The 26,387-nt window shown below is 66.6% G+C and carries 21 protein-coding genes; 16 read left to right on the top strand and 5 right to left on the bottom strand.

Features of this window, described 5'->3' with window-relative positions; genetic code table 11:
• Positions 1 to 2 precede the first annotated feature (2 nt).
• Entirely contained in the window at positions 3 to 998 is a 996-nt protein-coding gene (moaA, locus tag N0B71_RS17715; protein WP_259753983.1) for a GTP 3',8-cyclase MoaA, read from the bottom strand.
• 212 nt (positions 999 to 1,210) lie between these two features.
• On the opposite strand from moaA, the gene N0B71_RS17710 reads away from it, so the two are divergent.
• Entirely contained in the window at positions 1,211 to 1,864 is a 654-nt protein-coding gene (locus tag N0B71_RS17710; RefSeq protein WP_259753982.1) for a TetR/AcrR family transcriptional regulator, read from the top strand.
• A gap of 303 nt (positions 1,865 to 2,167) precedes the next feature.
• Here the strand turns inward: N0B71_RS17710 and N0B71_RS17705 are convergent, their stop codons facing one another.
• Positions 2,168 to 2,599, bottom strand: coding sequence for a GlcG/HbpS family heme-binding protein (locus N0B71_RS17705; protein WP_138526052.1), 432 nt, complete (start codon positions 2,597 to 2,599; stop codon positions 2,168 to 2,170).
• 355 nt (positions 2,600 to 2,954) lie between these two features.
• On the opposite strand from N0B71_RS17705, the gene gcl reads away from it, so the two are divergent.
• The 11 genes from gcl to N0B71_RS17650 all read left to right on the top strand — a co-directional run bounded on the left by gcl (position 2,955) and on the right by N0B71_RS17650 (position 17,184).
• The gene (gene gcl / locus N0B71_RS17700; protein ID WP_259753979.1) at positions 2,955 to 4,730 is read left to right on the top strand and encodes a glyoxylate carboligase; all 1,776 of its coding nucleotides are present in this window, start codon (positions 2,955 to 2,957) and stop codon (positions 4,728 to 4,730) included.
• 136 nt (positions 4,731 to 4,866) lie between these two features.
• On the top strand, positions 4,867 to 5,649 hold the full coding sequence (hyi, locus tag N0B71_RS17695; RefSeq protein ID WP_259753977.1) for a hydroxypyruvate isomerase: 783 nt from the start codon (positions 4,867 to 4,869) through the stop codon (positions 5,647 to 5,649).
• Positions 5,650 to 5,718: 69 nt separating this feature from the next.
• Positions 5,719 to 6,609, top strand: coding sequence for a 2-hydroxy-3-oxopropionate reductase (locus N0B71_RS17690; RefSeq protein WP_259753975.1), 891 nt, complete (start codon positions 5,719 to 5,721; stop codon positions 6,607 to 6,609).
• Positions 6,610 to 6,931: 322 nt separating this feature from the next.
• Entirely contained in the window at positions 6,932 to 8,221 is a 1,290-nt protein-coding gene (locus N0B71_RS17685) for a glycerate kinase type-2 family protein (protein WP_259753973.1), read from the top strand.
• A 75-nt stretch (positions 8,222 to 8,296) separates the two neighbouring features.
• Positions 8,297 to 9,727: a pyruvate kinase gene (gene pyk, locus N0B71_RS17680; RefSeq protein ID WP_259753971.1), complete on the top strand. Its 1,431-nt coding sequence runs from the start codon at positions 8,297 to 8,299 to the stop codon at positions 9,725 to 9,727.
• Positions 9,728 to 10,313: 586 nt separating this feature from the next.
• The gene (locus tag N0B71_RS17675; RefSeq protein WP_259753970.1) at positions 10,314 to 11,231 is read left to right on the top strand and encodes an urea transporter; all 918 of its coding nucleotides are present in this window, start codon (positions 10,314 to 10,316) and stop codon (positions 11,229 to 11,231) included.
• Positions 11,232 to 11,264: 33 nt separating this feature from the next.
• Positions 11,265 to 12,101, top strand: coding sequence for a diaminopimelate epimerase (dapF, locus tag N0B71_RS17670; RefSeq protein WP_259753969.1), 837 nt, complete (start codon positions 11,265 to 11,267; stop codon positions 12,099 to 12,101).
• 205 nt (positions 12,102 to 12,306) lie between these two features.
• Positions 12,307 to 13,551 carry a serine/threonine transporter SstT gene (sstT, locus tag N0B71_RS17665; RefSeq protein WP_259753968.1) on the top strand — a complete coding sequence of 415 codons (1,245 nt, stop codon included), beginning with the start codon at positions 12,307 to 12,309 and terminating at the stop codon, positions 13,549 to 13,551.
• Between the two features lie 193 nt (positions 13,552 to 13,744).
• Positions 13,745 to 15,409: a mucoidy inhibitor MuiA family protein gene (locus N0B71_RS17660; protein WP_311197155.1), complete on the top strand. Its 1,665-nt coding sequence runs from the start codon at positions 13,745 to 13,747 to the stop codon at positions 15,407 to 15,409.
• A 70-nt stretch (positions 15,410 to 15,479) separates the two neighbouring features.
• Positions 15,480 to 16,103 carry an HD domain-containing protein gene (locus N0B71_RS17655; RefSeq protein WP_259753966.1) on the top strand — a complete coding sequence of 208 codons (624 nt, stop codon included), beginning with the start codon at positions 15,480 to 15,482 and terminating at the stop codon, positions 16,101 to 16,103.
• An 82-nt stretch (positions 16,104 to 16,185) separates the two neighbouring features.
• Complete coding sequence (locus N0B71_RS17650; RefSeq protein ID WP_259753964.1) at positions 16,186 to 17,184, top strand: sulfate ABC transporter substrate-binding protein; 999 nt, start codon at positions 16,186 to 16,188, stop codon at positions 17,182 to 17,184.
• A 243-nt stretch (positions 17,185 to 17,427) separates the two neighbouring features.
• On the opposite strand, the gene N0B71_RS17645 is transcribed toward N0B71_RS17650, so the two are convergent.
• Positions 17,428 to 18,525: a DmpA family aminopeptidase gene (locus N0B71_RS17645; protein ID WP_259753963.1), complete on the bottom strand. Its 1,098-nt coding sequence runs from the start codon at positions 18,523 to 18,525 to the stop codon at positions 17,428 to 17,430.
• Positions 18,526 to 18,537: 12 nt separating this feature from the next.
• A complete protein-coding gene (locus tag N0B71_RS17640; protein WP_259753962.1) occupies positions 18,538 to 19,902 on the bottom strand; it encodes an APC family permease in 1,365 nt (454 codons plus the stop codon).
• A 195-nt stretch (positions 19,903 to 20,097) separates the two neighbouring features.
• Between N0B71_RS17640 and N0B71_RS17635 the strand changes: the two genes are divergently transcribed.
• The 3 genes from N0B71_RS17635 to N0B71_RS17625 all read left to right on the top strand — a co-directional run bounded on the left by N0B71_RS17635 (position 20,098) and on the right by N0B71_RS17625 (position 23,157).
• Positions 20,098 to 20,901 carry a helix-turn-helix transcriptional regulator gene (locus tag N0B71_RS17635; RefSeq protein WP_259753961.1) on the top strand — a complete coding sequence of 268 codons (804 nt, stop codon included), beginning with the start codon at positions 20,098 to 20,100 and terminating at the stop codon, positions 20,899 to 20,901.
• Positions 20,902 to 21,039: 138 nt separating this feature from the next.
• Complete coding sequence (locus N0B71_RS17630; RefSeq protein WP_259753960.1) at positions 21,040 to 21,624, top strand: HD domain-containing protein; 585 nt, start codon at positions 21,040 to 21,042, stop codon at positions 21,622 to 21,624.
• A 141-nt stretch (positions 21,625 to 21,765) separates the two neighbouring features.
• Complete coding sequence (locus tag N0B71_RS17625) at positions 21,766 to 23,157, top strand: adenylate/guanylate cyclase domain-containing protein (protein ID WP_259753959.1); 1,392 nt, start codon at positions 21,766 to 21,768, stop codon at positions 23,155 to 23,157.
• A 403-nt stretch (positions 23,158 to 23,560) separates the two neighbouring features.
• Here the strand turns inward: N0B71_RS17625 and N0B71_RS17620 are convergent, their stop codons facing one another.
• The gene (locus N0B71_RS17620) at positions 23,561 to 24,862 is read right to left on the bottom strand and encodes a dicarboxylate/amino acid:cation symporter (RefSeq protein WP_259753958.1); all 1,302 of its coding nucleotides are present in this window, start codon (positions 24,860 to 24,862) and stop codon (positions 23,561 to 23,563) included.
• A gap of 362 nt (positions 24,863 to 25,224) precedes the next feature.
• Here N0B71_RS17620 and N0B71_RS17615 point away from each other — a divergent pair, with 362 nt between their 5' ends.
• Positions 25,225 to 26,226 (top strand): AraC family transcriptional regulator, encoded by a 1,002-nt coding sequence (locus N0B71_RS17615; RefSeq protein WP_259753957.1) that lies wholly within the window; start codon positions 25,225 to 25,227, stop codon positions 26,224 to 26,226.
• Positions 26,227 to 26,387: the final 161 nt, after the last annotated feature.

Genomic DNA, 26,387 nt, shown 5'->3' with positions numbered 1-26,387 from the left:
GCTCAGCCGCCGGTCATGCTCATGAAGCGCAGCACCTGCACCTGCTGGTCGGCTTCGAAATGGTGGCGTTCGGGCTTGAGCTGCAGCGCCTGTATCAGCGCCTGGCGCAGGCGCGCACTGTCGCCGGGGTGTTCGCGCAGCAACTGGCGCAGGTCCAGCGCGCCTTCGTGGCCAAGGCAAAGCACCAGCTTGCCTTCGGCGGTCACCCGCACCCGGTTGCAGTCGCCGCAGAAGTTATGGCTGTGCGGCGAGATGAAGCCAATGCGGCTGGCATGACCGTCGATGCGGTAGTAACGCGACGGCCCGCCACTGCGCTCCGGCGTTGGCAGCAGTTGCCAACGCTCGGCCAGTTGCGCACGGACTTCGTCGCTGCTGCACAGGGTTTCCTTGCGCGCGTGGCTGCTGACGCTGCCCAGCGGCATCTCTTCGATGAAACTGATGTCGATGCCCTTCTCCAGGGCGAAGGCCACCAGGTCGCAGACCTCGTCGTCGTTGCGCCCCTTCTGCACCACGGCGTTGAGCTTGATGCGCTCGAAGCCGGCCTCGCGGGCAGCGTCGATGCCGTCGAGCACCTGCTCCAGCTTGTCGGAGCGGGTGAAGGCGGCGAAGCGTTCGCGGCGCAGCGAATCCAGGCTGATATTCAGGCGGCGCACGCCGGCCGCCCGCAGCTCGACCGCGCGCTCTCGCAACTGCGAGCCGTTGGTGGTGATGGAGAGATCGTCCAGCTCCGCGCGCGACCCCAGCTTCGCCAGCAGCCCGCTCAGGCCCTTGCGCACCAGCGGCTCGCCGCCGGTGATGCGGATGCGCTTCACGCCCAGGCCGATGAAGGCGTCGGCGACGGCTTCGAGCTCTTCCAGGCTCAATACCTGGTCGCGCGGCAGGAACTGCATGTCTTCGCTCATGCAGTAGGTGCAGCGGAAGTCGCAACGGTCGGTGACCGAGAGGCGCAGGTAGGTGATGCGTCGACCGAAAGGATCGACCAACTGGGAATCGGACATGGGCAGTGGGGAGTTCCGGATGGCAGGTGCCGAACGAAAGTGCGCTAGAAATACCCTAGAACGTCGTCGCTGTACACCTAAAACCGACTCGCGAGTCAGGAATTTGCACACCAGTACCGCGACAGGCCCCGAGTTGAGGGGCTCCAGAGCCCGGTGCTACCATGCCCGGCCCTGTTCGGTGACAACAGCAATAAAAGAAAGAAGACCAGCCAATGACCAGCATTCGCGAGCGTAACCGGCGCCTCATCCTGCGCGCAGCCAGCGAGGAATTCGCCGAGAAGGGTTTCGCGGCGACCAAGACCAGCGACATCGCCGCTCGCGCCGGGCTGCCCAAGCCCAACGTCTACTACTACTTCCAGTCCAAGGAAAACCTCTACCGCTGCGTACTGGAAAGCGTGGTGGAGCCGCTGCTGCAGGCCTCCGCGCCGTTCCGTGAGGACGACGAGCCGAGCGAGGCGCTGCGCGCCTACATCCGTTCCAAGGTGAGGATTTCCCAGGAGCTGCCGCACGCCTCGAAGGTGTTCGCCAGCGAGCTGATGCACGGTGCGCCGCACCTGCCCAAGGAATACCTGGACGAGCTGAACGCCCAGGCCCAGCGCAACATCGCCTGCCTGCAGAGCTGGATCGACCGCGGGCTGCTGGCGCCGGTGGACCCGCACCACCTGCTGTTCACCATCTGGGCGGCGACCCAGACCTATGCCGACTTCGACTGGCAGATCTCCATGGTCACCGGCAAGACCAGCCTCAGCGATGCGGATTTCGAAGCGGCCACCGAGACCATCACCCGCCTGGTGCTGCGCGGCACCGCGCCGGACAACGGCGCCGAGCCCAAGCCGCAGGGGCGGTTGCGGCCATTGTCGATCTGATCGCCCATCAATGCCGAGGACACTCGGCGCGAGACTTGCCCTCTCCCCCCGCCCTCTCCCTGAAGGGAGAGGGAGCTTTCCGCGACGGCTGACACCAAGGCCTCATCCTGCTCCGTACGGTCCCCTCTCCCTTCAGGGAGAGGGTTAGGGAGAGGGAAATCGCCGTCACGGGATATCCAGTCCCCGTATTGCGCGCGAACCCGCCGCACACCTGAAGCTTTCGGCGTAAAGGGTGGTTCGCGAGCAAGCTCGCTCCTACAAAAAAGCGCACGCGCGATTAACGCGCGCCCTTCCCTTCTTCGATCAGCCCGCGTCCGCCACCAGGCCCAGCGCCTGCACGCCGCGGATCGCGCATTGCTCGTCGATGTCCGAGGCGTCGCCGCTGATGCCGATGGCGCCGATCACTTCGTTGGCCGAATTGCGGATCAGCACGCCGCCCGGTGCGGGCACCACGTTGCCTTGTGCCAGGGTGTTCACCGCGGCGATGAACGACGGGCGCTGCTGCGCATCCGCCGCCAGCACGCGCGACGATTTGCCCAGCGCCACCGCGCCCCACGCCTTGCCGATGGCGATCTGCGGGCGAAGCATGCTCGCGCCGTCCTCGCGCTGCAGGCTCAGCAGATGACCGCCGGCATCCAGTACGGCGATGGTCAGCGGCGCGGTGGACAGCTCGCGGCTGGCGACCAGGGCATGACGAGTAATGTCCAGTGCGGTTTCCAGACTCAGGGTGCTCATGAGGTTTTCCTCTTCAAGGTGACAAGACAGGTCAAGGTGGATAAGCCGGGGCCACGCCATGGGCAGATGAATGCTGCGCACACGCGTATCAGAAATCTGTACGCAATCTAGTAGCCGAAGGGCTTACCCAAAGCAACAGAAAAGGACAATTACGATCTATTTTTGTATACATTTTTTCAAACAACAGTTTGACCTGGCGTTCATATTTTCAGCGAAACCCTTGTAATAGATAGGCTCCAGCAAAAAATGACCGTCCAGTCCCTCGTATACAACCCATCTTGACCTTCAGCGAATCGCCTGCTTAGAATCGCCTCAACTTTTGTACACAATCAGTATAAGAACCGAGGAACAAAATATGGCCAGAATGAGAGCAATCGAGGCTGCTGTACTCGTCATGCGTCGCGAGGGCGTCGATACCGCCTTCGGCGTACCGGGCGCCGCCATCAACCCCATGTATGCGGCCATGAAGAAACTCGGTGGCATCGATCACGTCCTGGCCCGCCACGTGGAAGGCGCCTCGCACATGGCCGAGGGCTACACCCGTACCACCGCCGGCAACATCGGCGTGTGCATCGGCACCTCCGGCCCTGCCGGCACCGACATGGTCACCGGCCTGTACTCGGCTTCCGCCGACTCCATCCCGATCCTCTGCATCACCGGCCAGGCTCCCCGTGCGCGCATGCACAAGGAAGACTTCCAGGCCGTGGACATCACCAGCATCGTCAAGCCGGTCACCAAGTGGGCGACCACCGTGCTGGAGCCGGGCCAGGTGCCCTATGCCTTCCAGAAAGCCTTCTTCGAAATGCGCAGCGGCCGCCCCGGCCCGGTGCTGATCGACCTGCCGTTCGACGTGCAGATGGCCGAGATCGAGTTCGACATCGACGCCTACGAGCCGCTGCCGGTGAACAAGCCCAAGGCCACCCGCGCCCAGGCCGAAAAGGCCCTGGCCCTGCTCAATGACGCCGAGCGTCCGCTGATCTGCGCCGGCGGCGGCATCATCAACGCCGATGCCTCCGACAAGCTGGTCGAATTCGCCGAGCTGACCGGCGTGCCGGTGGTGCCGACCCTGATGGGCTGGGGCACCATCCCTGACGATCACCCGCTGATGGCCGGCATGTGCGGCCTGCAGACCTCGCACCGCTACGGCAACGCCACCGTGCTGGAATCAGACCTGGTATTGGGCATCGGCAACCGCTGGGCCAACCGTCACACCGGTTCGGTCGACGTCTACACCGCAGGCCGCAAGTTCGTCCACGTGGACATCGAACCGACCCAGATCGGCCGCGTATTCACCCCGGACTTGGGCATCGTCTCCGACGCCGGTTCCGCCCTGGAGGTGTTCCTGGAAGTGGCCCGCGAGTGGAAAGCCGCCGGCAAGCTGAAGGACCGCAGCGCCTGGGTAGAAGCCTGCCGCGAGCGCAAGCGCACCCTGCAGCGCAAGACCCACTTCGACAACGTGCCGGTCAAGCCGCAGCGCGTCTACGAAGAGATGAACGAATTCTTCGGCAAGGACACCTGCTACGTCAGCACCATCGGTCTGTCGCAGATCGCCGGCGCCCAGTTCCTGCACGTGTACAAGCCGCGCCACTGGATCAACTGCGGCCAGGCCGGCCCGCTGGGCTGGACCATTCCGGCAGCCCTGGGCGTGGTCAAGGCCGACCCGAGCCGCCAGGTCGTCGCGCTGTCGGGCGACTATGACTTCCAGTTCATGATCGAAGAGCTGGCCGCCGGTGCGCAGTTCAACCTGCCGTACATCCACGTGCTGGTGAACAACTCCTACCTGGGCCTGATCCGCCAGGCGCAGCGCGGCTTCGAGATCGACTACTGCGTGCAGCTGGCGTTCGACAACGTCAACGCACCGGAGCTCAACGGCTATGGCGTGGACCACGTCGCCGTGGTGGAAGGCCTGGGTTGCAAGGCGATCCGCGTATTCGACCCGAACCAGATCGGCGCCGCCTTCGCCCAGGCTCGCGAACTGATGCAGCAGCACCGGGTACCGGTGGTGGTCGAGGTCATCCTGGAGCGCGTCACCAACATCTCCATGGGTACCGAGATCAACGCGGTCAACGAGTTCGAAGAGCTGGCGCTCAAAGGCGTCGATGCGCCGACCGCCATCTCTCTACTGGACTGATCAGCCGGACCGAACGACTCCTCCCTCCGGGGAGGAGCTGGGGGTGGATATTTCCTGGCGGAGAGTCCCCCACCCCCTGCTCTCTTTCATCAGGAAACCGAGCGCCACGCACCACCCGTTCAACAGGAGTGACCCCATGCCCCGTTTCTGCGCCAACCTGTCCATGCTGTTCACCGAGGTGGACTTCCTCGACCGTTTCGAAGCCGCCGCGCGCGCCGGTTTCAGCGGTGTCGAGTACCTCTTCCCGTATGACGTCGAGGCCGAGGTGATCAAGGCCCGCCTGGACGCCAACCAGCTCGAACAAGTGCTGTTCAACCTGCCTGCCGGCGACTGGGCCAAGGGCGAGCGCGGCATCGCCTGCCACCCGGACCGCGTCGAGGAATTCCGCGCCGGCGTCGACAAGGCCATCGCCTACGCCAAGGTGCTGGGCAACACCCAGGTCAACTGCCTGGCCGGCATCCGTCCTCAGGGCCATGACTGCGCGACTATCGAAAACACCTTCCTGAACAACCTGGAGTACGCGGCGGGCAAGCTCGAAGCCGCGGGCATCAAGCTGGTCATGGAAATGATCAACACGATCGACATTCCCGGCTTCTACCTGCAGACCACCCAGCAGGCGCAGGACATCCGCGAGAAGGTCGGCAGCGCCAACCTGTTCCTGCAGTACGACATCTACCACATGCAGATCATGGAAGGTGACCTGGCGCGGACCCTCGAGAAGAACCTCGCCGCGATCAACCACGTGCAGCTGGCCGACAACCCCGGCCGCCACGAGCCGGGTACCGGCGAGATCAACTACCGTTTCCTCTTCGACCACCTGGACCGCATCGGTTACCGCGGCTGGGTCGGCTGCGAATACAAGCCCAAGACCACCACCGAAGCCGGCCTCGGCTGGCTGAAGAGCCACAACGTCGTGTGATTCGCCGGCCGGCGCGTTGGGTACGCAACGCGCCGGCCAGCCCAACAAGAACAACCAGGAGAACTCCTCATGGCCAAAATCGGATTCATCGGCACCGGCATCATGGGCCTGCCCATGGCGCAGAACCTGCAGAAAGCCGGTCACCACATCTTCGTTTCCACCCACCACGACGCCGCCCCGGCGGCCCTGGTCGAAGGCGGCGCCGTCGCCCTGGCCAACCCCAAGGAAGTCGCCCAGGAAGCCGAGTTCATCATCGTCATGGTGCCCGACACCCCGCAGGTCGAGGACGTGCTGTTCCGCAAGGACGGCATCGCCGAAGGCGTGGGCCCGAACAAGGTGGTGATCGACATGAGCTCGATCTCCCCCACCGCCACCAAGACCTTCGCCGAAAAGATCAAGGCCACCGGCGCCCAGTACCTGGACGCCCCGGTCTCCGGCGGTGAAGTCGGTGCCAAGGCCGCTTCCCTGAGCATCATGGTCGGCGGCTGCCCGAACACCTTCGAACGCGCCCTGCCGCTGTTCCAGGCCATGGGCAAGAACATCACCCGCGTCGGCGGCAATGGCGATGGCCAGACTGCCAAGGTGGCCAACCAGATCATCGTCGCCCTGAACATCCAGGCCGTCGCCGAAGCCCTGCTGTTCGCCGCCAAGAACGGCGCCGACCCGGCCAAGGTGCGTGAAGCGCTGATGGGCGGCTTCGCCTCCTCGCGCATCCTCGAAGTCCACGGCGACCGCATGGTCAAGGGCACCTTCGATCCGGGCTTCCGCATCAGCCTGCACCAGAAGGACCTCAACCTGGCCCTGGCCGGCGCGCGCGAACTGGGCCTGAACCTGCCCAACACCGCCAACGCCCAGCAGGTGTTCAGCACCTGCGCGGCCATCGGCGGCAGCAACTGGGACCACTCCGGCCTGATCAAGGGGCTGGAGCACATGGCCAACTTCTCCATCCGCAAGGACTGAAGAAGCAGCCTCGCAGGATGGCGTTGAGCGCAGCGATACCCGTCAATCCCTGCACCACCGGGTGATGGGTATCGCAAGCTCCACCCATCCTACGAAGAGCAGGACGTAGGGCGCATAACGCCAGCGGCGTTATCCGCCAGAGAGCAAGGTGACGGGCCAGGTTATGGGAGTGGCCTCGCCCGCCACCCTGCAAAGCGCTTCGAACACCCGGCCGTTGGGAATCACGGCCTCGCCGGCTGGGGTGTTCGATTCCATCGCTGAGCCTTCTGCACGCAGAAGCCTGAGCCATGGAACACCACAACAAGAATCATCGGAGCCTGTCATGAGCCTCGACCCACGCGCCTTCCTGCGCGAGCTGTTCGACACCGCCATCGCCGCCGCGCACCCGGCCCAGGTACTGGCGCAGCACCTGCCCAGCGACACGGGCGGCCGCACCATCGTCATCGGCGCCGGCAAGGCCGCCGGCGCCATGGCCGAAGTCGCCGAGAAGCACTGGCAGGGTGACGTCCAGGGCCTGGTGGTCGCGCCCTACGGCTACGGCGCGCAGTGCCGCAGCATCGAAGTGGTGGAAGCCTCGCACCCGGTGCCGGACGACGCCGGGGAACGCGTCGCCCGTCGCGTGCTGGAGCTGATCAGCGGGCTGACCGAGAACGACCGGGTGATCTTCCTGCTCTCCGGCGGCGGCTCCGCCCTGCTCGCCCTGCCGGCCGAAGGCATCAGCCTCGACGACAAGCGCAGCGTGAACAAGGCCCTGCTCAAGTCCGGCGCCGCCATCAGCGAAATGAACTGCGTGCGCAAGCACCTCTCGGCCATCAAGGGCGGCCGCCTGGCCCGCGCCTGCTGGCCGGCCAGCGTGTATACCTACGCCATTTCCGATGTGCCCGGCGACGAGGCCACGGTGATCGCCTCCGGCCCCACGGTGGGCGACCCGACCACGTCGGCCGATGCGCTGGCGATCCTCAAGCGCTATGCCATCGACGTGCCGGCCAACGTGCGCGCCTGGCTGGAAGACCCGCGCTCGGAGACGGTCAAGCCCGGCGACGAATGCCTCTCGCGCAGCCACTTCACGCTGATCGCCACGCCCCAGCATGCCCTCGACGCCGTGGCGGCCAAGGCCGAAGCCGCGGGCATCCCGACACTGATCCTGGGTGACCTGGAAGGCGAATCCCGCGAGGTGGCCAAGGTCCACGCCGGTATCGCCCGGCAGATTCGCAAGCACGGCCAGCCGCTGAAGGCGCCGTGCCTGATCCTCTCCGGTGGCGAGACCACCGTGACCGTGCGCGGCAACGGCCGTGGCGGACGCAACGCCGAGTTTCTCCTCAGCCTCACCGCCGACCTCAAGGGTGAACCGAACATCTGGGCCCTGGCGGGGGACACCGACGGCATCGACGGCATGGAAAGCAACGCCGGTGCCCTGATGAGCCCATGCAGCTACAGCCGCGCCCTCAAGGCCGGCCTGAACCCGCTGCACGAGCTCGACAACAACAACGGCTACGGCTTCTTCGCCGAACTGGGCGACCTGGTGATCACCAAACCGACCCGCACCAACGTCAACGACTTCCGCGCCATCCTGGTCCTCGAGAATGCAGGCTCGAGAAGGGAACGCCATTAGCTGCATTCCGCGCCTAGCCTGGCGACCGCGGACCCAGCAACGCTGGCCACGAAATCACCTGACTCGAGCCTGATCATGACTCCTGATAAGAAAGTAAAAATTCTCGCCACCCTGGGCCCGGCGATCAAAAGCCGCGAGGACATCCGCGCCCTGGTGGAAGCCGGCGCCAACCTGTTCCGCCTGAACTTCAGCCACGGCGAATACAGCGACCACGCCCAGCGTTTCGCCTGGGTGCGCGAAGTGGAAGCCGAGCTGAACTACCCCATCGGCATCCTCATGGACCTGCAGGGGCCGAAGCTGCGCGTCGGTCGTTTCGCCGAGGGCGCGGTGCAGCTGCAGAAGGGCCAGACCTTCACCCTCGACCTGAACGATGCACCGGGCGACGACAAGCGCGTCACCCTGCCCCACCCGGAAATCATCCAGGCGCTGGAGCCGGGCATGAGCCTGCTGCTGGACGACGGCAAGATCCGCCTGCAGGTACTCAACGCCCACAGCGATGCCATCGAGACCCGCGTGATGAACAGCGGCGAGCTGTCCGACCGCAAGGGCGTCAACGTCCCCGAGGCCGTGCTCAAGCTCAGCCCGTTGACCGCCAAGGACCGCCGCGACCTGGCCTTCGGCCTGGAGCTGGGCGTGGACTGGGTGGCCCTGTCCTTCGTGCAGCGCCCCGAAGACATCGAGGAAGCCCGCGGGCTGATCGGCGACAAGGCCTTCCTCATGGCCAAGATCGAGAAGCCCTCGGCGGTGCAGTCCATCGAAGCCATCGCCAGGCTGTCCGACGCGATCATGGTGGCCCGTGGCGACTTGGGCGTGGAGATGCCCGCCGAGAGCGTGCCGGGCATCCAGAAGCGCATCATCCAGGTCTGCCGCCAGCTCGGCCGCCCGGTGGTGGTGGCGACCCAGATGCTCGAATCCATGCGTTTCTCCCCGGCGCCGACCCGCGCCGAGGTGACCGACGTCGCCAACGCCGTCAGCGAAGGCGCCGACTGCGTGATGCTCAGCGCCGAGAGCGCCTCGGGCCAGTACCCGCGCGAAGCGGTGGAGATGATGGCGAAGATCATCCGCCAGGTCGAAGCCGAGCCGGACTACCAGGCCACGCTGGAAATCAACCGCCCGGAACCGGACGCCACCGTCTCCGACGCCATCAGCTGCGCGATCCGCCGGATCAGCCGCATCCTGCCGGTGGCGGTGCTGGTGAACTACACCGAGTCCGGCGCCTCGACCCTGCGCGCTTCCCGCGAACGGCCCAAGGCCCCGATCCTCAGCCTGACGCCGCAACTGAAATCCGCCCGCCGCCTGACCGTGGCCTGGGGCGTCCATTCGGTGGTCAACGCACAGCTCGCCCACGTCGACGAGATCTGCTCCACCGCCCTGGACATCGCCCTGGCCCAGCGCATGGCGCGCCGTGGCGACACCGTGGTGATCACCGCCGGCGTGCCGTTCGGCCAGCCGGGCAGCACCAACATGCTGCGCATCGAGACGGTGGCGCCGGCGTTGGAGGTTTGAGAAAAGCCAGAGCCCCTCACCCCAACCCTGGCTACGCGCCCCGCTCCTCAAGCGGGAGAGGGAGCTGATCGGAGTCGCCAGCAAGTGTGGCGCTCATTGAAGCAAGGGTGCAGCGAGGAGTCAGCCGTATAGCGCGGGACTGATGGCCACGCCGACCTGCCCCCTCTCCCTCTGAGCGGGGCGCGCAGCCAGGGCTGGGGTGAGGGAAGGCAGGGCAAACAGGAGAAACACCGAGTTCAGGAGCCACGCCCAAGCGCGTGCCTCCGCACCGAGTCACTCCCGGACGGACGGGGCCGGGAATACGGGGCCGCGTCCCCGTCCGTCCGGGTTTGACCTTGTTGATGAATGCATGAGCACCGAATGCTTGTCGGTCCATGGCCCCCACGCAGCAACTCCCAATGCTGGCCATGGATTTTCGGGGCTGCTCGCGGTGATCCCGCAGGCAGCCTCTTTTCTTTTTCCCAACCCGTGGCGCGGCCCCGTATGGCGGCGTCACACGGTTCTCACGCAGCGCCCGCCGATGGGGCCTCGATGCCCCACACCCAACGAGGCGCTGCGGAGTCACTTTCAACTGCCCAGACCCCAAATGCCCCTGACCCTCTTCTCGCAGAAACGGCTCCTCCCCAACCGCCTGATCGGCTTCGGCCAGATCTACCTGCAAGCCGACGCCCGCTTCGGCCTGATCCTGCTGCTGACCATCGCCTGGTCCGCGCCGCAGCTGCTCCCCGGCGCGCTGCTGGGTGCGCTGCTCGGCCCGCTCACCGCCCGCTTCGTGCGCGAGCCACAGGCAGACATCGACGCCGGCCTGCACGACTACAACCCGATCCTCATCGGCCTGCTGCTGCCCTTCCAGTTCCAGTGGTCGCTGGGGCTGGTGATGCTCACCGTTGCCGCCATCCTCACCGGCGTCGCCGTGCAGGCCGTGCTGCTGCGCCAGTCGCGGCGACGCTTCGGCCTGCCGGCCTATACCTCGGCCTTCGTGCTGCTGGGCTGGGTGTCGGTGGCGCTGGGCAAGGCGCTGGGCTTCGCGCCGGCGGGCGGCGTCGCCTGCCTCTCCTGCGGTGCGGTCAGTCCGCTGCTGGATGCCACGGCGCGGGGCTTCGGCGAAGTGATCTTCCTCGGCGAACCGCTCGCCGGCCTGACCATCGCCCTTGGCCTGCTGCTGGTGGAGCGCCGCGCCGCCTTCTGGGCCCTGGTCGGCGCCGCGGGTGCGCTGGCCCTCGCCCCGCTGTTCGACCTGCCGGCCGCCTCGGCCCAGGCCGGCCTGCTCGGGCTCAACGGCGCGCTGGCCGGTATCGCCCTGTCGCTGCGTTACCGCCACCCGCTGGCACCGCTGTGCGGCATCGCCCTGGCGGTGCTGCTGCAACCCTGCTTCGCCCTCCTCGGCCTGCCCGCGTTCACCGCCCCCTTCATCCTCGCCTGCTGGCTGGTGATCCTCGGCCAGCGCGCGCTGCAAGCGCTGCTGCTCGATCCGCGAAGGGAAAGCAGCGGCCCCCGTGTATAGTCGAGGGCCCTTTTGCGGCGACGGATCGCATCCATGAACTTCGTGAAATACCAGGCCCTGGGCAACGACTATCTGGTGTACGCCGGCGACGCGCCGTTCGCCCTTACGGCCGCGCAGATCGGCCGGGTCTGCGACCGCCACCACGGCATCGGCTCCGATGGCATCCTTCTCGCCCATCACACCGACGCCGCCTTCGGCCTGCGCATCCTCAACCCCGACGGCTCGGAAGCGGAAAAGAGCGGCAACGGCCTGCGCATCTTCTCCCGCTACCTGTGGGACTGCGGACTGGTCGCCGGGCAGCCGTTCGACATCGTCACCGCCGGCGGCACCGTCACCAGCCAGGTGTCCGACGAGGGCCGCACCGTGGAGGTGTCCATGGGCCGCGCCGAGTTCGCCTGCGCGAAGATCCCGGTGCTGATCGACGCCCCCGAGGCGCTGGACTATCCCCTGGAAATCGACGGCGTGGCGCTGAAGATCAACGCCGTGTCCATGGGCAACCCGCACTGCGTGGTGTTCGTCGAGCAGACCAGCCGTGAGCTGGCCTGCCGCCTCGGACCGCTGCTGGAACGCCACCCGCTGTTCCCCCGGCGCACCAACGTGCAGTTCGTCCAGTGGCTGTCGCGCAGCGCCTTGCGCGTGGAAATCTGGGAGCGCGGCGCCGGCTATACGCTCTCCTCGGGCACCAGCAGCTGCGCCGCGGCGTCGGTGGCGCGCAAGCTCGGCCTGTGCGATGAACGCATCGACCTGCAACTGGCCGGCGGCCGCCTGGCGATCCGCGTCGAGGACGACTTCCAGGTGACCATGCGCGGCGCCGTGCAGCGGGTCGCCGGCATCGACCTGGACCCGGAAGCCTTCGCCGACCTCGGCTGATTTTCGCCTGATGCCCAGGGCGACCGGCATGGATCAATGCCGGTTCGCCTGCACGCGGCCAGACTGCAATCCGACACCTGCCGAAGCACAACCTGACGGATCAATCGACGGGTAACCGCGCATTTCCCGGTCTCAGACGGCATAATCCGCGCCCTTTCGCACCCGGCTCGCCGGGGCGATCCCACTTCCAGCAGCGAAAGACGTCATGACGCTACCCACTCCCACTCTTGTGCAGCGACTCAAGGGCACCAGCCTGGTCCTGCGAATCTTCATCGGCATGCTCTGCGGCATCGCCCTCGCCCTGCTCTGGCCGCAAGGCGCAGCAGCGGTCGGCCTGCTCGGCAAGCTGTTCATTTCCGCCCTGAAAGCCGTGGCGCCGGTGCTCGTGCTGGTGCTGGTGATGGCCTCCATCGCCAACCACAAGCAGGGCCAGCGCACGCACATCCGGCCGATCCTCGTGCTCTACCTGATCGGCACCTTCTCGGCGGCGGTGATCGCGGTGATGGCCAGCTTCGCCTTCCCCTCGACCCTGGTGCTGAGCGCGCCGACCAGCGAACTGGCGCCGCCCGGCGGCATCGGCGAAGTGCTGCGCTCGCTGCTGTTCAGCGTCACCACCAACCCGGTGAAGGCGCTGCTGGAGGCCGATTTCATCGCCATCCTGGCCTGGGCCATCGGCTTGGGCGTCGCCCTGCGCCACGCGCGCCAGAGCACCCGCGACCTGCTCGACGACCTGGCCGGTGGCGTCACCCTGATCGTCCGCGTGGTAATCGCCTTCGCCCCGCTGGGCATCTTCGGCCTGGTGGCCGGCACCATCGCCGAATCCGGCTTCGATGCGCTGATCGGCTACCTGCACCTGCTGGCCGTGCTGCTGGGCTGCATGCTCTTCGTGGCGCTGGTGGTCAACCCGTTGATCGTCTTCGCCAAGATTCGCCGCAACCCGTACCCGCTGGTGCTGATGTGCCTGCGCGAAAGCGGCATCACCGCCTTCTTCACCCGCAGCTCGGCGGCCAACATCCCGGTCAACCTGCAGCTGTGCGAACGCCTGGGCCTGCACGAGGACACCTACTCGGTGTCGATCCCGCTGGGCGCCACCATCAACATGGCCGGCGCCGCGATCACCATCAGCGTGCTGACCCTGGCGGCGGTGCACACCCTCGGCATCGCCGTGGACCTGCCCACCGCCATCCTGCTCAGCGTGGTGGCCTCGATCTGCGCCTGCGGCGCCTCCGGCTTGGCCGGCGGCTCGCTGCTGCTGATCCCGCTGGCCTGCGGCCTGTTCGGTATCTCCAGCGAAGTGGCGATGCAGGTGGTAGCGGTCGGCTTCATCATCGGCATCCTCCAGGACTCCGCCGAGACCGCGCTGAACTCCTCCACCGACGTGCTCTTCACCGCCGCGGCATGCCTCGCCGAAGGCGACGTGGACGCCCCGCCGGCAGGCGAACGCGCCTGATGCTCCTGCCGGGGCGAATGACGCCCCGGCATCCCTCCCTCGGCCCGCCGCTCGTCGGCCGCCGCCGATCCGCGCCTCCCCCGCTCAACCCGTTTCGCCCACCGCCTTCGTCACACGCAGCATGGACGGACGCCATGGTGGCGTTCCGCAGTGCCGGCCGCCTTCCAGGGAACGGCCTTGCCGAGGTGAGCACATGCCCTTTCGATTCCACCCTCTGATCCTGGCCATGGCCGCTGCATCGTTCAGTACGGCGCTGCTGGCCGCTCCGCAGGTAGCCGACAGCCGCATCAGCGCCGTCACCGTCTATACCGACCGCGCCATCGTCACCCGCACCGCCACCCTGCAATTGCCCGCTGGCCAGCACGAAATTGCCCTCGAGCAGTTGCCCCAGCGCATCGATGACAACAGCCTGCAGGCCTCGCTCGCCGCCAGCGCCGCCGCCACCCTGCTCGACGTCAGCAGCGCGCCCCAGGTGTCGCCACCGTCGGAGGACAACCGCCTGCAACAGCTCGACGCGCAGTTGCGGGAGATCGAGCGGCAGGAACGCGAGATCAGCGACCGCGGCAGCGTGCTGGCGAACCAGAAGCAGTTCCTCGCCGACATCCAGGCCAGCAGCACCAAGCCAGGGAAGAACCAGGCGCTGCCGAGCATCGAGGAGCTGAAGAACCTGCTGCAGATGAGCGAAAGCAACCTGGGCCGCCTCCTCGACGAACAGCGCCAGCTCGACCAGCAAAGCGAAGCACTGCAGCAACGCAGGCAGGAGCTGGAAAACCAGCGCAGCCACCTCGCCGGCGACGGCACCCACTACAAGCGCGCGATCCTTCGCGTGGCGCTGGAGAAGCCCGCGCAAGTGCGCGTGCAACTGAGCTACACGCTCTACGACGCCTCCTGGCGGCCGGCCTACGATGCGCGCCTGCGCGATGGCGAAGAGCAGATCGAGATGACCTATCAGGGCATCGTCCGGCAGAGCAGCGGCGAGGACTGGACCGACGTCGACCTCACCCTGTCCACCGCCCGCCCGAACCTGGGCAGCAGCGTGCCGGCGCTCTCGCCATGGTTCGTCGACACCTTCGACCCGCGCACGGTCATGGTCCCGCGCCCCGCGCCGGCCCCCGCCGCGCCGATGATGGCGCTGGAGGCGAAGAAGGCGCAGCGCTTCGCCGCCGACGAACAGGCCGCCGCCGGCGCCCTGGCGGAAATGTCGGACATGCCCGTCGCCGTGGCTGACGTCAGCGGCGCCACCACCAGCGCTTCCTTCCACATCCCGACCCGCGCCACGCTCAACAGCGACGGCAGCTCGCAGAAGGTCGCCATTGCCCAGTTCAAGCTGCCGGCGACCTTCCGCTACCTGGCCACGCCATCGCTGCGCGAAGCCGCCTACCTGCAGGCCGACACCCGCAACGCCAGCGACTATCCGCTGCTGCCCGGCACCCTCAACACCTACCTGGGCAACACCTTCGTCGCCAGCGGCCAGCTGCGCGCGGTGATGCCGGGCGAGACCTTCGAGCTGGCCCTGGGCGGCGACGAAGCCATGGCCATCAAGCGCAAGCTGGTCAACCGCTACACCGACTACACCGGCCTCACCGGCGGGCGCAAGCGCATCACCTACGAGTTCCGCATCGAGGCGCAGAACAACCACAAGACCGAGCAGCGCCTGCAGTTCAAGGACCAGTTGCCGGTGTCGCGCAACGAACAGATCAAGGTCGCCCTGCTGGAGCCCGAAGACCAGGCAGCCACCCGCGAGGACGACGGCAAGCTGCGGTGGGACTGGCAGCTGAAACCGGGCGAGAAACGCAGCACCACCTTCAAGTTCAGCGTCGAGTATCCCAAGGAACTGGACGTCACCGGGCTGGACTGACGGCCAGGGCAGTCAACGCCCGGCAGGCCTGCTAGGCTGCCGGGCAACCCTTTCCCCTGTTGGAGCACCGATGAGCGCACTTGACCCGTTGCGCTGGGCATCGCTCTGGCGCCAGCTCGGCGGCACGGCGCCTCCGGGCAGCTTTGCCGAGCTGGAGCGTCACTACGGCGGCAGCGACCGGCATTACCACGGCGCGCCGCACATCCTCGCCTGCCTGGCGCACTTCGACCGCCTGCGCGAGCTGGCCGACCAGCCGGCACAGGTGGAACTGGCGTTGTGGCTGCACGACGTGATCTACGACACCCGGCGCCACGACAACGAGGCCGCCAGTGCGGCGCTGGCCTGTGGCTGGCTCGCCGAGCGGGGTCTGGCCCGGCATGGCGAGGTGCTGCACGCGCTGATCATGGCGACCTGTCACCAGGCCGGCGACCTTGCCGGCGATGCCGCGCTGGTGGCGGATATCGACCTGTCGATCCTGGCCAGCGCCCCACCGGTGTATGCGCAGTACCAGGCCGCCGTGCGCCGCGAATATGCCTGGGTTCCGGACGCGTTGTTCAACGCGGGACGGGCGAAGGTGCTGCGCCAGCTGCTCGACCAGGCGCCGCTCTACCAGACGCCAACGCTGCGGCGCGACTGGGAGGCCCCTGCGCGGGCCAACCTCGAAGGGGAACTGCAGACCCTGGCCCCCGCATAAGCAAATAGCCTTTAAGTATTTAAGTGCTATATAACCTGTCGGCATAATCGACACCCAACAACACTGCCAAAAGGAACTGCTCGTGAAACGTCTGTTCAGCGCCTCGCTGCTGGCCGCCGGCCTTGCCCTGGCCTCCGCCGCCCAGGCCGCCCAGCCCCTGCTCAACGTCTCCTACGACGTGATGCGCGACTTCTACAAGGACTACAACGCCGCCTTCCAGAAGCACTGGGAGGCCGAGAAAGGCGAGAAGATCACCATCCAGATGTCCCACGGCGGTTCCAGCAAACAGGCTCGCGCGGTCATCGACGGCCTGCCGGCCGACGTCATCACCATGAACCAGGCCACCGACATCGACGCCCTAGCCGACAACGGCGCCCTGGTGCCCAAGGACTGGGCGACCCGTCTGCCGAACAACAGCGCGCCCTTCACCTCGGCCACCGTATTCATCGTGCGCAAGGGCAACCCCAAGGGCCTGAAGGACTGGGACGACCTGGTGAAACCGGGCGTGCAGGTGGTGGTGCCGAACCCGAAGACCTCGGGCAACGGCCGCTACACCTACCTCTCCGCCTGGGGCTACGCGCAGAAGCATGGCGCGGATGAAGCCAAGGCCAAGACCTTCGTCGGCCAGCTGTTCAAGAACGTCCCGGTGCTGGATACCGGCGGCCGCGCGGCGACCACCACCTTCATGCAGAACCAGATCGGCGACGTGCTGGTGACCTTCGAGAACGAAGCCGAGATGATCGCCCGCGAGTTCGGCCGTGGCGGTTTCGAGGTGGTCTACCCGAGCGTTTCCGCCGAAGCCGAGCCGCCAGTGGCGGTGGTCGACAAGGTGGTCGACAAGAAAGGCACCCGCGCCGAAGCCGAGGCCTACCTGAAGTACCTGTGGTCCGACGAAGGCCAGACCATCGCCGCCAACAACTACCTGCGCCCGCGCAACCCGGAGGTGCTGGCCAAGTTCTCCGACCGTTTCCCGAAGGTGGACTTCTTCTCCGTGGTGAAGACCTTCGGTGACTGGCGCACCGTGCAGAAGACCCACTTCGCCGACGGCGGCGTGTTCGACCAGATCTACACGCCGAACTGACTCCAGGTTGGGCGTAGGAGCGGACTCCGTCCGCGATGGTTTCCGGCGCGATGCAGACCAATCGCGGACGAAGTCCGCTCCTACACCAACGATGAAGCCGGAGCTGCCCAGCAGCTCCGGCTTTTTTCATGGCACAGAGTCAACTTGTAGGAGCGAGCTTGCTCGCGAACCCGCCCAGCTCCTGAGCCGCCGGAAAAGCCGTTCGCGAGCAAGCTCGCTCCTACAACCCGCCCAAGCCCCGCGTCATCCCCTCCAGCCGGCTTCACGCAATGCCGCCAGCAGGCGCTCTTCGGTCAACGCCGGCACCAGCACGCCGTCGTCGGTGCGCATGTCCTTGCCGGCCAGCAGCACGTTGACGATGGCCTCCTCCACCGCCTCGGCGGCGGCGGCGAACAGCGGCGAGATGTGGTCGTTGTTGACCATCTGCAGCGCCGTGGCGAGCGGCAGATCCTTGCGCCCGTAGTCCGCCGGCGGCAGGTCGTGGTTGCCGGTGGCGAAGGCGAGGAAGATGTCGCCGCTGGAATCGTCGGTCCCGCCGCCTGTGCGAGCGATCCCCAGCGACGCACGCTGGGCCAGGCGCTGGCACTGGTGCGGCAACAGCGGCGCGTCGGTGGCGAGGATCACCACGATGGAGCCCATGCCCGGCGTGCCCTGCTCGGCAAAAGGTGACGGCAGATCACCGAGGTGACGGCCGACCGGATAACCGTCCACCCGCAGCTCGCGACGCTGGCCGTGGTTGGCCTGCACCAGCGCCCCCACGGTCCAGCCGCCCTGCTGCGCCGGCAGCTTGCGCGACGCGGTGCCGATGCCGCCCTTGAACTCGTGGCAGATCATCCCCGTGCCGCCGCCCACCGGGCCTTCGCGCACCGGGCCGGACTCGACCTGCGCCAGCGCCTCGCGCACCTGCTCGGCGCCGACGTGCTGGCCCCAGATGTCGTTGAGCAGGCCGTCATAGGTTTCCATCACCACCGGCATGCACCAGTAGATGGACGGGTCCGCCAGCTCGGCATGCTCGGCTGCGATCAGCGCATCGCGCACCGTGCCCACGCTGTGGGTGTTGGTGATGGCGATGGGCGTGGTCAGCAACCCCGCCTCGCGTATCCATTCCAGCCCGGTGGCGTCGCCGTTGCCGTTGAGCACGTGGCAGCCGGCGAAGCAGGGTTGCCGCCGCGCCGCGCCAGCCCGAGGCTGGACTACCGTGACCCCGGTGCGCACGGCGCGGCCGTCGCGCTCGCCGATCAGCGTGCTGTGGCCGACGCGGACGCCGGGAACGTCGGTAATGGCGTTGAACTCGCCGGGAGTACCCAGGCCGAGGGTGATGCCGAGTTGACGAGCGCGCATGCTGTCTCCTTCTTACAATTTCTGGAAGGCCGGGCTGAGCTTGCCGTAGGTGCTGTAGAGAATCACCGACACGGCCAGTATCCCGACAATGATCATGACGTCCCGCGAGGAGGCGTCCAGTAGCAGGTTGAGCAACAGGTAGCCGGCGCCGAGCACCGCCAGCATCGCCGGCAGCGGCCACAGCGGCATGCGGTACGGGTGCTCGCGGTCGCGGCGCAGCACGCGGCTGAACAGCGCGCAGAGCGCCACCACCAGGTAGACCATCACCAGCAGCAGCACGGTGAAGGAGGTCAGCTCCGCCAGGTTCGAACTGAAGCTCAGCGCCGCCGAGGGCACGCCGAGGAACAGCGTGGCAATCCACGGCGACTCCCAACGCGGATGGATGCGGGTGAAGGCACGGTTCATCAGCGGCGTCCACAGCTCGTCGCGGCCGCTGCTGAAGATCACCCGGCCGACCTGGATGACGATGGCGACGATGGCGTTGAACACCGAGAGGAAGATGCCCGCGCTGACCAGCCGCGACAGCGTTTCGTTGCCATGGGCGGTGAGCAGGTAGCCGACCGGGTCGGGGCTGGCGATCATGTCCTTGAGCGACGGCGCGCCCAGCAGCAACGCCGTCAGCGGAACGATCTCGATGGCCACCACCAGCAGCAGCGACCAGATCACCGCGCGGTGCACGTTGCGCCCGCCGCACTTCATGTCCTCGGCCAGCAGCACCGCGCCGCCGAAGCCGTTGTAGGAGAACAGCGCAGTGCCCACGGCGCCGATCACCAGCGCCCAGGGCGCAGCGGCCAGTATCCCGCCGTCGATGTGCTGCGGCTGCAGCAGGACGTTCAGCGGCTGGCTGACGTGGCCGAAGCCGAGCACCACGATGACCAGCAGCGCGGCTACTTCGCAGAGCAGGAACACCCCGGTGATCCAGGCGTTCACCCGGATGTTGAGGATGCCCAGCACGTAGCTGGCGGCGACGATCACCAGGGCGACGGTCTGGGTATCGAAGCGGGTGCCCAGGGCGTTGTTCAGGTAGGTCGCCGCGCCGGTCGCCAGCACCGGCGGGATGAACAGCAGCGAAACCAGCACGGTGAGGAAGGTGGCGTAGCCGGCGAGGCCGCCGAACACGCGCTTGGCGTAGACGTACTCGCCGCCGGCGGAGCTGTGGGCGCGGCCCAGTTCGGCGTAGCACCAGGCGAACATCAGGGCCAGGAAGCCGGCGAAGACGAAGGCCAGGAAAGCGCCGCTGCCGGCCTGCTGGACGGCGAAGGGTGCGATGACGAAAACGGAGCTGGCGGGGGTGACCGCCGAGACGGTGATGGCGACTACATCGAGCACGCCCAGGCTGGGCTTGAGCGCGCTCGCTGGCGCAGGGGAAGCGCTCATATCGTTGTTTCCTCGTGTTGTTATTGGGGGCTGAGGCAGGAACGAAGACCTTGGCGCGCCCTCTGCTCGGAGCGCTCTGTGGAGGCAGTCTGGGCACGGCGCCGGCGGCGGCCAATCACCATTTGGGGTTACGCCCCCTTGACGGCGAAACGGTAAAAGGAGGAAACCGTACGCCGAACCCACGGGAGCCAACGGATGCACAACCTGTTCCGCGAGGTCGGCATGCACGCCAACCTCGGCCGCGCCATCGAGCAGATCGGCCAGCCACGTTTCTGGAAGCAACTGGTCCTGCTGCTGCATCAATGGCTGCCGTTCGATAACGCCCTGGCGATGTTCTACCCGGCCAGCGGCACGCCGGTGGCGCTGGAGGAATACGACGCCGAACCCACCGCCGGCCCGGCAGCCATGGCGATCTACCTCGACGGCCTGTACCAGCTCGACCCGTTCTACCAGGCCTGCCGCGAGGGCGTGCCCAGCGGGCTGTACCGGCTGGAGGAGATCTCCCCGGACCAGTTCCGCCAGAGCGAATACTTCCTCAGCTACTTCCACGACAACGTGCTGGAGGACGAGGTGCAGTTCATCCTGCAACTGCCCGGCCAGGGCGCGCTGTCGCTGTCACTGGGCATGCGCCGGCCGTTCGATGGCGAGCAGACGGGCCTGCTGGCGATGCTCTGCCCCTGGGTGCTGGCGCTGATGCGGCAGCACTGGCAGCAGCACAGCCAGCGCCTGCTGCCGGGTGTGAGCGATGGCGTGGCGGTGCAGGTGCGCGATGCCTTGAGCCACTTCGGCGCCGGCGTGCTCTCCGAACGCGAACTGGAGATCGCCCGGCTGATCCTGCGGGGTTACTCCTCCAAGGCCATGGCCGAGCGCCTGGCGATTTCGCCGGAAACCATCAAGGTCCACCGCCGCCACCTGTACAACAAGCTCGACATTTCCTCGCAGCCGGAGCTGTTCTCGCTGTTCCTGCAGTCGCTGGGGCACGATCCGGAGAACCCCTGAGCGGCCATCTGCGCGGCTGATGCCACGCCATTCGCGCCCGCCGGGACAGCCCGCTGGCGCTGCACGGACACTACCGCCGGCGCCGTGCGCTTCTAGACTGGAGCCGTCCCCCTCCAACAATCACAAGAGGACAGCCCGATGAACGCACGCGCCCACTTCACCCACATGGAAGACGGCACCGCCGAGGACTGGGCGATCATCGCCAAGGACTTCGGCCAGTACGCCGCGCTGCTGCCCGACCGCATCATGACCCACCTGCGCCTGCTCGACGGCGACTTCGGCGGCTTCCCGGTGGACCGCCTGACCCACTCCCTGCAGACCGCCACCCTGGCCCACCGCGACGGTCGCGACGAGGAGTACGTGGTCTGCGCGCTGCTCCACGACATCGGCGACACCCTGGGCTCGTTCAACCACGCCGACATCGCGGCGGCCATCCTCAAGCCCTTCGTCAGCGAAGCGAACCTGTGGATGATCGAGAAGCACGCGATCTTCCAGGGGTACTACTTCTTCCACCACCTGGGCCTGGACCGGCACCTGCGCGAGCAGTTCAAGGACCATCCGCAGTTCGAACAGACCATCGAATTCTGCGCGCGCTACGACGCCGCAGCCTTCGATCCGGACGGCGAAGTGCTGCCCCTGGAGTTCTTCGAACCCATGCTGCGCCGGGTCTTCGCCCAGCCCCGCCGTTCGATCTACCAGAGGCCCGACGGCACGATGGCCTGAGGGTTCCGAGGCGACCGGCGGTTCGCGACGAAGAGTGGCGAACCGCCGCTGGCCCGGGGGCTGCGCATGGAATAAGATTCCCCACAAAATCAGACGCGCAATTGGCCACGAGCCTACGCGCACCAGGGAAGTTTCTTGCGCATGAAGCCTAACGTTCTCGAGCGATCCAGCAGCCCGCTCACCCCCGCCCCCCTGCGCGAGTACCATTCCCGCGTGCTGGCGTATATCGCCGTCGCCGCGACCATCACTGCCGGCATCTTCGCCAAGTACTTCGGCTACGAGATCCTCTGGATGATCCCGTACGCCCTGCTCTACCCGCACCTGGCCCAGCAGGTCAGCCGCCGCTTCAAGCGCGACAACCCGCAGCGCACCCGCCTGGTGCTGCTGTTCATCGACGCCCTGCATGCCGGCATCGCCATTACCCTGCTGGGCTTCTCGGAAGTGCCGAGCCTGATGCTGGTGCTGATCCTCGCCTTTTCCGCGCTGATCATCGGCGGCCTGCGCTCCCTGGGCCTGGCGCTGCTGGTGGCGCTGAGCGCCGCGGTGCTCAGCGCCGCACTGATCGCCCCGGCCTACAAGGGCCAGACGCCGAGCATCGTCGCCCTGGTCAGCGTGCTGTTCTCCACCCTGTACATCTGCATCACCGCCTTCTTCGTGCACCAGCAGGGCCTGCGCCTGGCCCAGGCCCGCGCGGACATCACCCTGGAGCAGGAAAAGGCCGCACGGCTGGCCAGCAACCTGGCCAAGTACCTGTCGCCGCAGGTGTGGGAATCGATCTTCAGCGGCAAGCGCACGGTGCGCCTGGAAACCCAGCGCAAGAAGCTCACGGTGTTCTTCTCCGACATCAAGGGCTTCACCGAGCTGTCCGAGGAGCTGGAAGCCGAAGCGCTCACCGACATGCTCAACAATTACCTCAACGAGATGTCGAAGATCGCCCTGAAGTACGGCGGCACCATCGACAAGTTCGTCGGCGACTGCGTGATGGTGTTCTTCGGCGACCCATCCACCCAGGGCGCGAAGAAGGATGCCGTGGCCGCCGTGTCCATGGCCGTGGCCATGCGCAAGCACATGAAGGTGATGCGCCAGCAATGGCGCGCCCAGGGCATCACCAAGCCACTGGAAGTGCGCATGGGCCTGAACACCGGCTACTGCACCGTGGGCAACTTCGGCGCCGACACGCGCATGGACTACACCATCATCGGCCGTGAAGTGAACCTCGCCAGCCGCCTGGAAAGTGCCGCCGAAGCCGGCGAGATCCTCATCAGCCACGAGACCTATTCGCTGGTGAAGGACGTGCTGATGTGCCGCGACAAGGGCCAGATCGCCGTGAAGGGCTTCAGCAAGCCGGTGCAGATCTACCAGGTGGTCGACTTCCGCCGCGACCTAGGCTCCAACCCCAGCTTCGTCGAGCACGAGGTGCCGGGCTTCTCCATGTACCTGGACACCAACAACGTGCAGAACTACGACAAGGAGCGGGTCATCCAGGCGCTGCAGCAGGCGGCGGAAAAGCTCAAGGACAAGATCATCCTCTGATCGGCTCCCTCCCGCGCGCTCGCCCTGCCCGCGCCTGACCGGCTGACGCCTCTCCTCTTCTTTAACGCCCGCCCGATCGCGGATGCACGCACGCCGGGAGCCCAGCAAGGCTGACGCCTTGCGTCGCGGGCATGGCCCGCTCCTACAACGCGGCGCCGCAACCTTGCCCTCCCCTGTAGGAGCGGGCCACGCCCGCGACAGCTCGCCCCCTCCCTGTAGGAGCGAGCTTGCTCGCGAACCCGCCCCACTGCGGAGCCGCCGGGAAGCTGTTCGCGAGCAAGCTCGCTCCTACCAAAAGCCTTCGCCCTTTACACCCGCCCATAAAAAAGCCCGCTCAATCGAGCGGGCTGGAAAGGCTCCGGCGCTTCACGTTCACCGGGCCGAATTGCTCAGGGGAACCCCGTCAGGACGGCTGCAGCTCGGTGGAGCTGCCCGGGCCGGCGGCCAGTTCGGCGGACAGGGTCTTCTCGTCCAGCTGCTTGCACCACTTGGCGACCACGATGGTGGCCACGCCGTTGCCGACCAGGTTGGTCAGCGCGCGGGCTTCGGACATGAAGCGGTCGATACCCAGGATCAGCGCCAGGCCCGCCACCGGCAGGTGGCCCACGGCGGACAGGGTGGCAGCCAGCACGATGAAGCCCGAACCGGTGACGCCGGCGGCGCCCTTGGAGGCGATCAGCAGCACGACCAGCAGGGTCAGCTGGTGGGTGATGTCCATCGGGGTGTCGGTGGCCTGGGCGATGAACACCGCGGCCATGGTCAGGTAGATCGAGGTGCCGTCCAGGTTGAACGAGTAGCCGGTCGGGATCACCAGGCCGACGACGCTCTTGTCGGCGCCCAGCTTCTCCATCTTGGCGATCATGCGCGGCAGGGCCGACTCGGAGGACGAGGTGCCCAGCACGATCAGCAGTTCTTCGCGGATGTAGGAGATGAAGCGCAGGATGCTGAAGCCGTGGGCACGGGCGATGCCGCCCAGGATGATCAGCACGAACAACAGGCAGGTGATGTAGAAGCACAGCATCAGCTGACCCAGCTGCACCAGCGAGCCGAGGCCGTAGGCGCCGATGGTGAAGGCCATGGCACCGAAGGCACCGATGGGCGCGACCTTCATGATCACGTTGATGATGTTGAACATCACGTGGGTGATGCGATCGATGAATTCGAATACCGGCTTGCCGTAGTCACCCATGCGGTGCAGCGCGTAGCCGAACAGCACGGAGAAGAACAGCACCTGCAGGATGTCACCGTTGGCGAAGGCGCCGACCACGGTGCTCGGGATGACGTTCATGAAGAAGTCGATGGTGCTCTGCTTCTCGCCCGATGCGATGAAGCCGGTGAGCGCCGCGTTCTTGTTCATTTCAGCGGTCAGCGTGGCGACGTCGGCGTGCATGCCGGCGCCCGGCTGGACGACGTTGACCACGACCAGGCCGATGATCAGCGCCACGGTGGAGACGATTTCGAAGTACAGCAGCGCCGTGCCGCCCGTCTTGCCCACGGCCTTCATGCTCTGCATGCCGGCGATACCGGTGACCACGGTGCAGAAGATGATCGGCGCGATGGCCATCTTGATCAGTTTGACGAAGCCATCGCCCAGCGGCTTCATCAGTTTGGCGGTGTCGGGGTAGAAGTGGCCGAGTGCGATACCGATGGCGATGGCGATCAGTACCTGCACATACAGGCTTTTGTAGAAGGGTTGCTTGGTCATGGCAGCTCTGTCCTCACGGGCATGCGCTCCCCGGGGAGCACAAGACCGAACGCGTTATCTCCCTGCAATGGGAGAATTTGTTTTCAGGGCATGCCAAACGGCACGCCTTGATCGCATATGGCAAGTGCTGTGCCAGACCTTTAAAAAATGTGTAAACCCTTTATTTTCAAGGGCCTGCGTAAAAAGTCGCGGCACGGAAGGCTGCGAATCTGGCGGAAAACCGCCTTCTCGCTGGCGGCTTTCCCGCCCTCTGGCGGGTATCCGCCACGGCCTTCGTACCGTAGATTGTAGAACCCCGGTCAGGTTCGACCGGGTTTCCCGCGCGGCTCCTGGACGTGCGGCCATAACAACAAGGACCGCCCATGCGAGAACGCACCATCGCCAGCCACTTCGTCCGCGCCGCCGTCCACGGCGCACGGCGCCAGGGCCTGGACATCCAGTCGCTGCTGCGCAACGCCGGCATCGCCCCGGCCATTCTCGACGAGCCACGCGCGCGCATCGATCCCGAGCAGTTCAGCCGGCTGATGCAGATTCTCTGGGAAGCACTGGACGACGAGTACATGGGCTTCGGCATCCTGCCGAGCAAGCGCGGCACCTTCGCCATGATGTGCAATGCGATCATCCACTGCCGCACACTGGAAAAGGCCCTGGGGCGTGGCTCGCTGTTCTACGGTCTGTTTCCCGAGGCGCCGCGGATCGAACTGGTGCGCGATGGCGAGCAGGCGCGCCTGACCCTGGACGAAACCCACCTGCGCGACCCGGACCACTTCCTCGCCGAGAGCCTGCTGCTGATCTGGCACCGCCTGGCCAGTTGGCTGATCGGCCAGCGCATCCGCCTGGAGGAAGCCACCTTCAGCTACCCGGCACCCGAGCACCAGGCCGAGTACGACCTGCTGTTCCCCTGCCCTCGCCGCTTCGCTGCCGGCAGCACCAGCCTGCTGCTGCAGGCGCGCTACCTGGACATGCCGCTGCTGCAGGACGAGCGCACGCTCAAGCACTTCCTCAAGGACTCCCCCGCCGACCTTCTCGCCCGCCCCGATGGCGGCGACAGCCTGACCAGCCAGATCCGCCGCCTACTGGGGCGCGACTGCCGCAGCTGGCCGGACCTGGAGCAGGTCGCCGCGCAGCTGCACATGAGCCCGCAAACCCTGCGCCGCCACCTGCGCGAAGAGGGGCCGAACTTCCAGGAGCTCAAGGACCAGCTGCGCCGAGACCTGGCGATCTACTACCTGGGCCGCGACGAGCTGTCGATCCAGGACATTGCCGACCAGCTCGGCTTCTCCGAGCCTTCTGCCTTCCACCGGGCATTCAAGAAATGGACGGGGCTGACGCCGGGGGCGTATCGGGCGCAGCAGGGGGAGTGAGGTGCTTCCGGCGCGCGTTGGCAGAAATATCGAGGCAGCGCATCGTCGGCCCTGCCGACGGGTCGCGGGCATGGCCCGCTCCTACAATGAGCGCCGGTGCTGGCCAGGAACGTAGGGCGGATAACGCAACAAGGCTCCGGCGCGACGGCGTTCGCGAGCAA

This window comes from Pseudomonas sp. GCEP-101, from assembly GCF_025133575.1.
Lineage (GTDB): Bacteria > Pseudomonadota > Gammaproteobacteria > Pseudomonadales > Pseudomonadaceae > Pseudomonas > Pseudomonas nitroreducens_B.
This window is presented reverse-complemented; position numbering and strand designations above follow the sequence as displayed.

What these genes read in the sequence shown, in the direction of transcription:
- moaA (WP_259753983.1), bottom strand. Translation starts at nt 998, where the DNA reads ATGTCCGATTCCCAGTTGGTCGATCCTTTCGGTCGACGCATCACCTAC.
- N0B71_RS17710 (WP_259753982.1), top strand. Translation starts at nt 1,211, where the DNA reads ATGACCAGCATTCGCGAGCGTAACCGGCGCCTCATCCTGCGCGCAGCC.
- N0B71_RS17705 (WP_138526052.1), bottom strand. Translation starts at nt 2,599, where the DNA reads ATGAGCACCCTGAGTCTGGAAACCGCACTGGACATTACTCGTCATGCC.
- gcl (WP_259753979.1), top strand. Translation starts at nt 2,955, where the DNA reads ATGGCCAGAATGAGAGCAATCGAGGCTGCTGTACTCGTCATGCGTCGC.
- hyi (WP_259753977.1), top strand. Translation starts at nt 4,867, where the DNA reads ATGCCCCGTTTCTGCGCCAACCTGTCCATGCTGTTCACCGAGGTGGAC.
- N0B71_RS17690 (WP_259753975.1), top strand. Translation starts at nt 5,719, where the DNA reads ATGGCCAAAATCGGATTCATCGGCACCGGCATCATGGGCCTGCCCATG.
- N0B71_RS17685 (WP_259753973.1), top strand. Translation starts at nt 6,932, where the DNA reads ATGAGCCTCGACCCACGCGCCTTCCTGCGCGAGCTGTTCGACACCGCC.
- pyk (WP_259753971.1), top strand. Translation starts at nt 8,297, where the DNA reads ATGACTCCTGATAAGAAAGTAAAAATTCTCGCCACCCTGGGCCCGGCG.
- N0B71_RS17675 (WP_259753970.1), top strand. Translation starts at nt 10,314, where the DNA reads ATGCCCCTGACCCTCTTCTCGCAGAAACGGCTCCTCCCCAACCGCCTG.
- dapF (WP_259753969.1), top strand. Translation starts at nt 11,265, where the DNA reads ATGAACTTCGTGAAATACCAGGCCCTGGGCAACGACTATCTGGTGTAC.
- sstT (WP_259753968.1), top strand. Translation starts at nt 12,307, where the DNA reads ATGACGCTACCCACTCCCACTCTTGTGCAGCGACTCAAGGGCACCAGC.
- N0B71_RS17660 (WP_311197155.1), top strand. Translation starts at nt 13,745, where the DNA reads ATGCCCTTTCGATTCCACCCTCTGATCCTGGCCATGGCCGCTGCATCG.
- N0B71_RS17655 (WP_259753966.1), top strand. Translation starts at nt 15,480, where the DNA reads ATGAGCGCACTTGACCCGTTGCGCTGGGCATCGCTCTGGCGCCAGCTC.
- N0B71_RS17645 (WP_259753963.1), bottom strand. Translation starts at nt 18,525, where the DNA reads ATGCGCGCTCGTCAACTCGGCATCACCCTCGGCCTGGGTACTCCCGGC.
- N0B71_RS17640 (WP_259753962.1), bottom strand. Translation starts at nt 19,902, where the DNA reads ATGAGCGCTTCCCCTGCGCCAGCGAGCGCGCTCAAGCCCAGCCTGGGC.
- N0B71_RS17635 (WP_259753961.1), top strand. Translation starts at nt 20,098, where the DNA reads ATGCACAACCTGTTCCGCGAGGTCGGCATGCACGCCAACCTCGGCCGC.
- N0B71_RS17630 (WP_259753960.1), top strand. Translation starts at nt 21,040, where the DNA reads ATGAACGCACGCGCCCACTTCACCCACATGGAAGACGGCACCGCCGAG.
- N0B71_RS17625 (WP_259753959.1), top strand. Translation starts at nt 21,766, where the DNA reads ATGAAGCCTAACGTTCTCGAGCGATCCAGCAGCCCGCTCACCCCCGCC.
- N0B71_RS17620 (WP_259753958.1), bottom strand. Translation starts at nt 24,862, where the DNA reads ATGACCAAGCAACCCTTCTACAAAAGCCTGTATGTGCAGGTACTGATC.
- N0B71_RS17615 (WP_259753957.1), top strand. Translation starts at nt 25,225, where the DNA reads ATGCGAGAACGCACCATCGCCAGCCACTTCGTCCGCGCCGCCGTCCAC.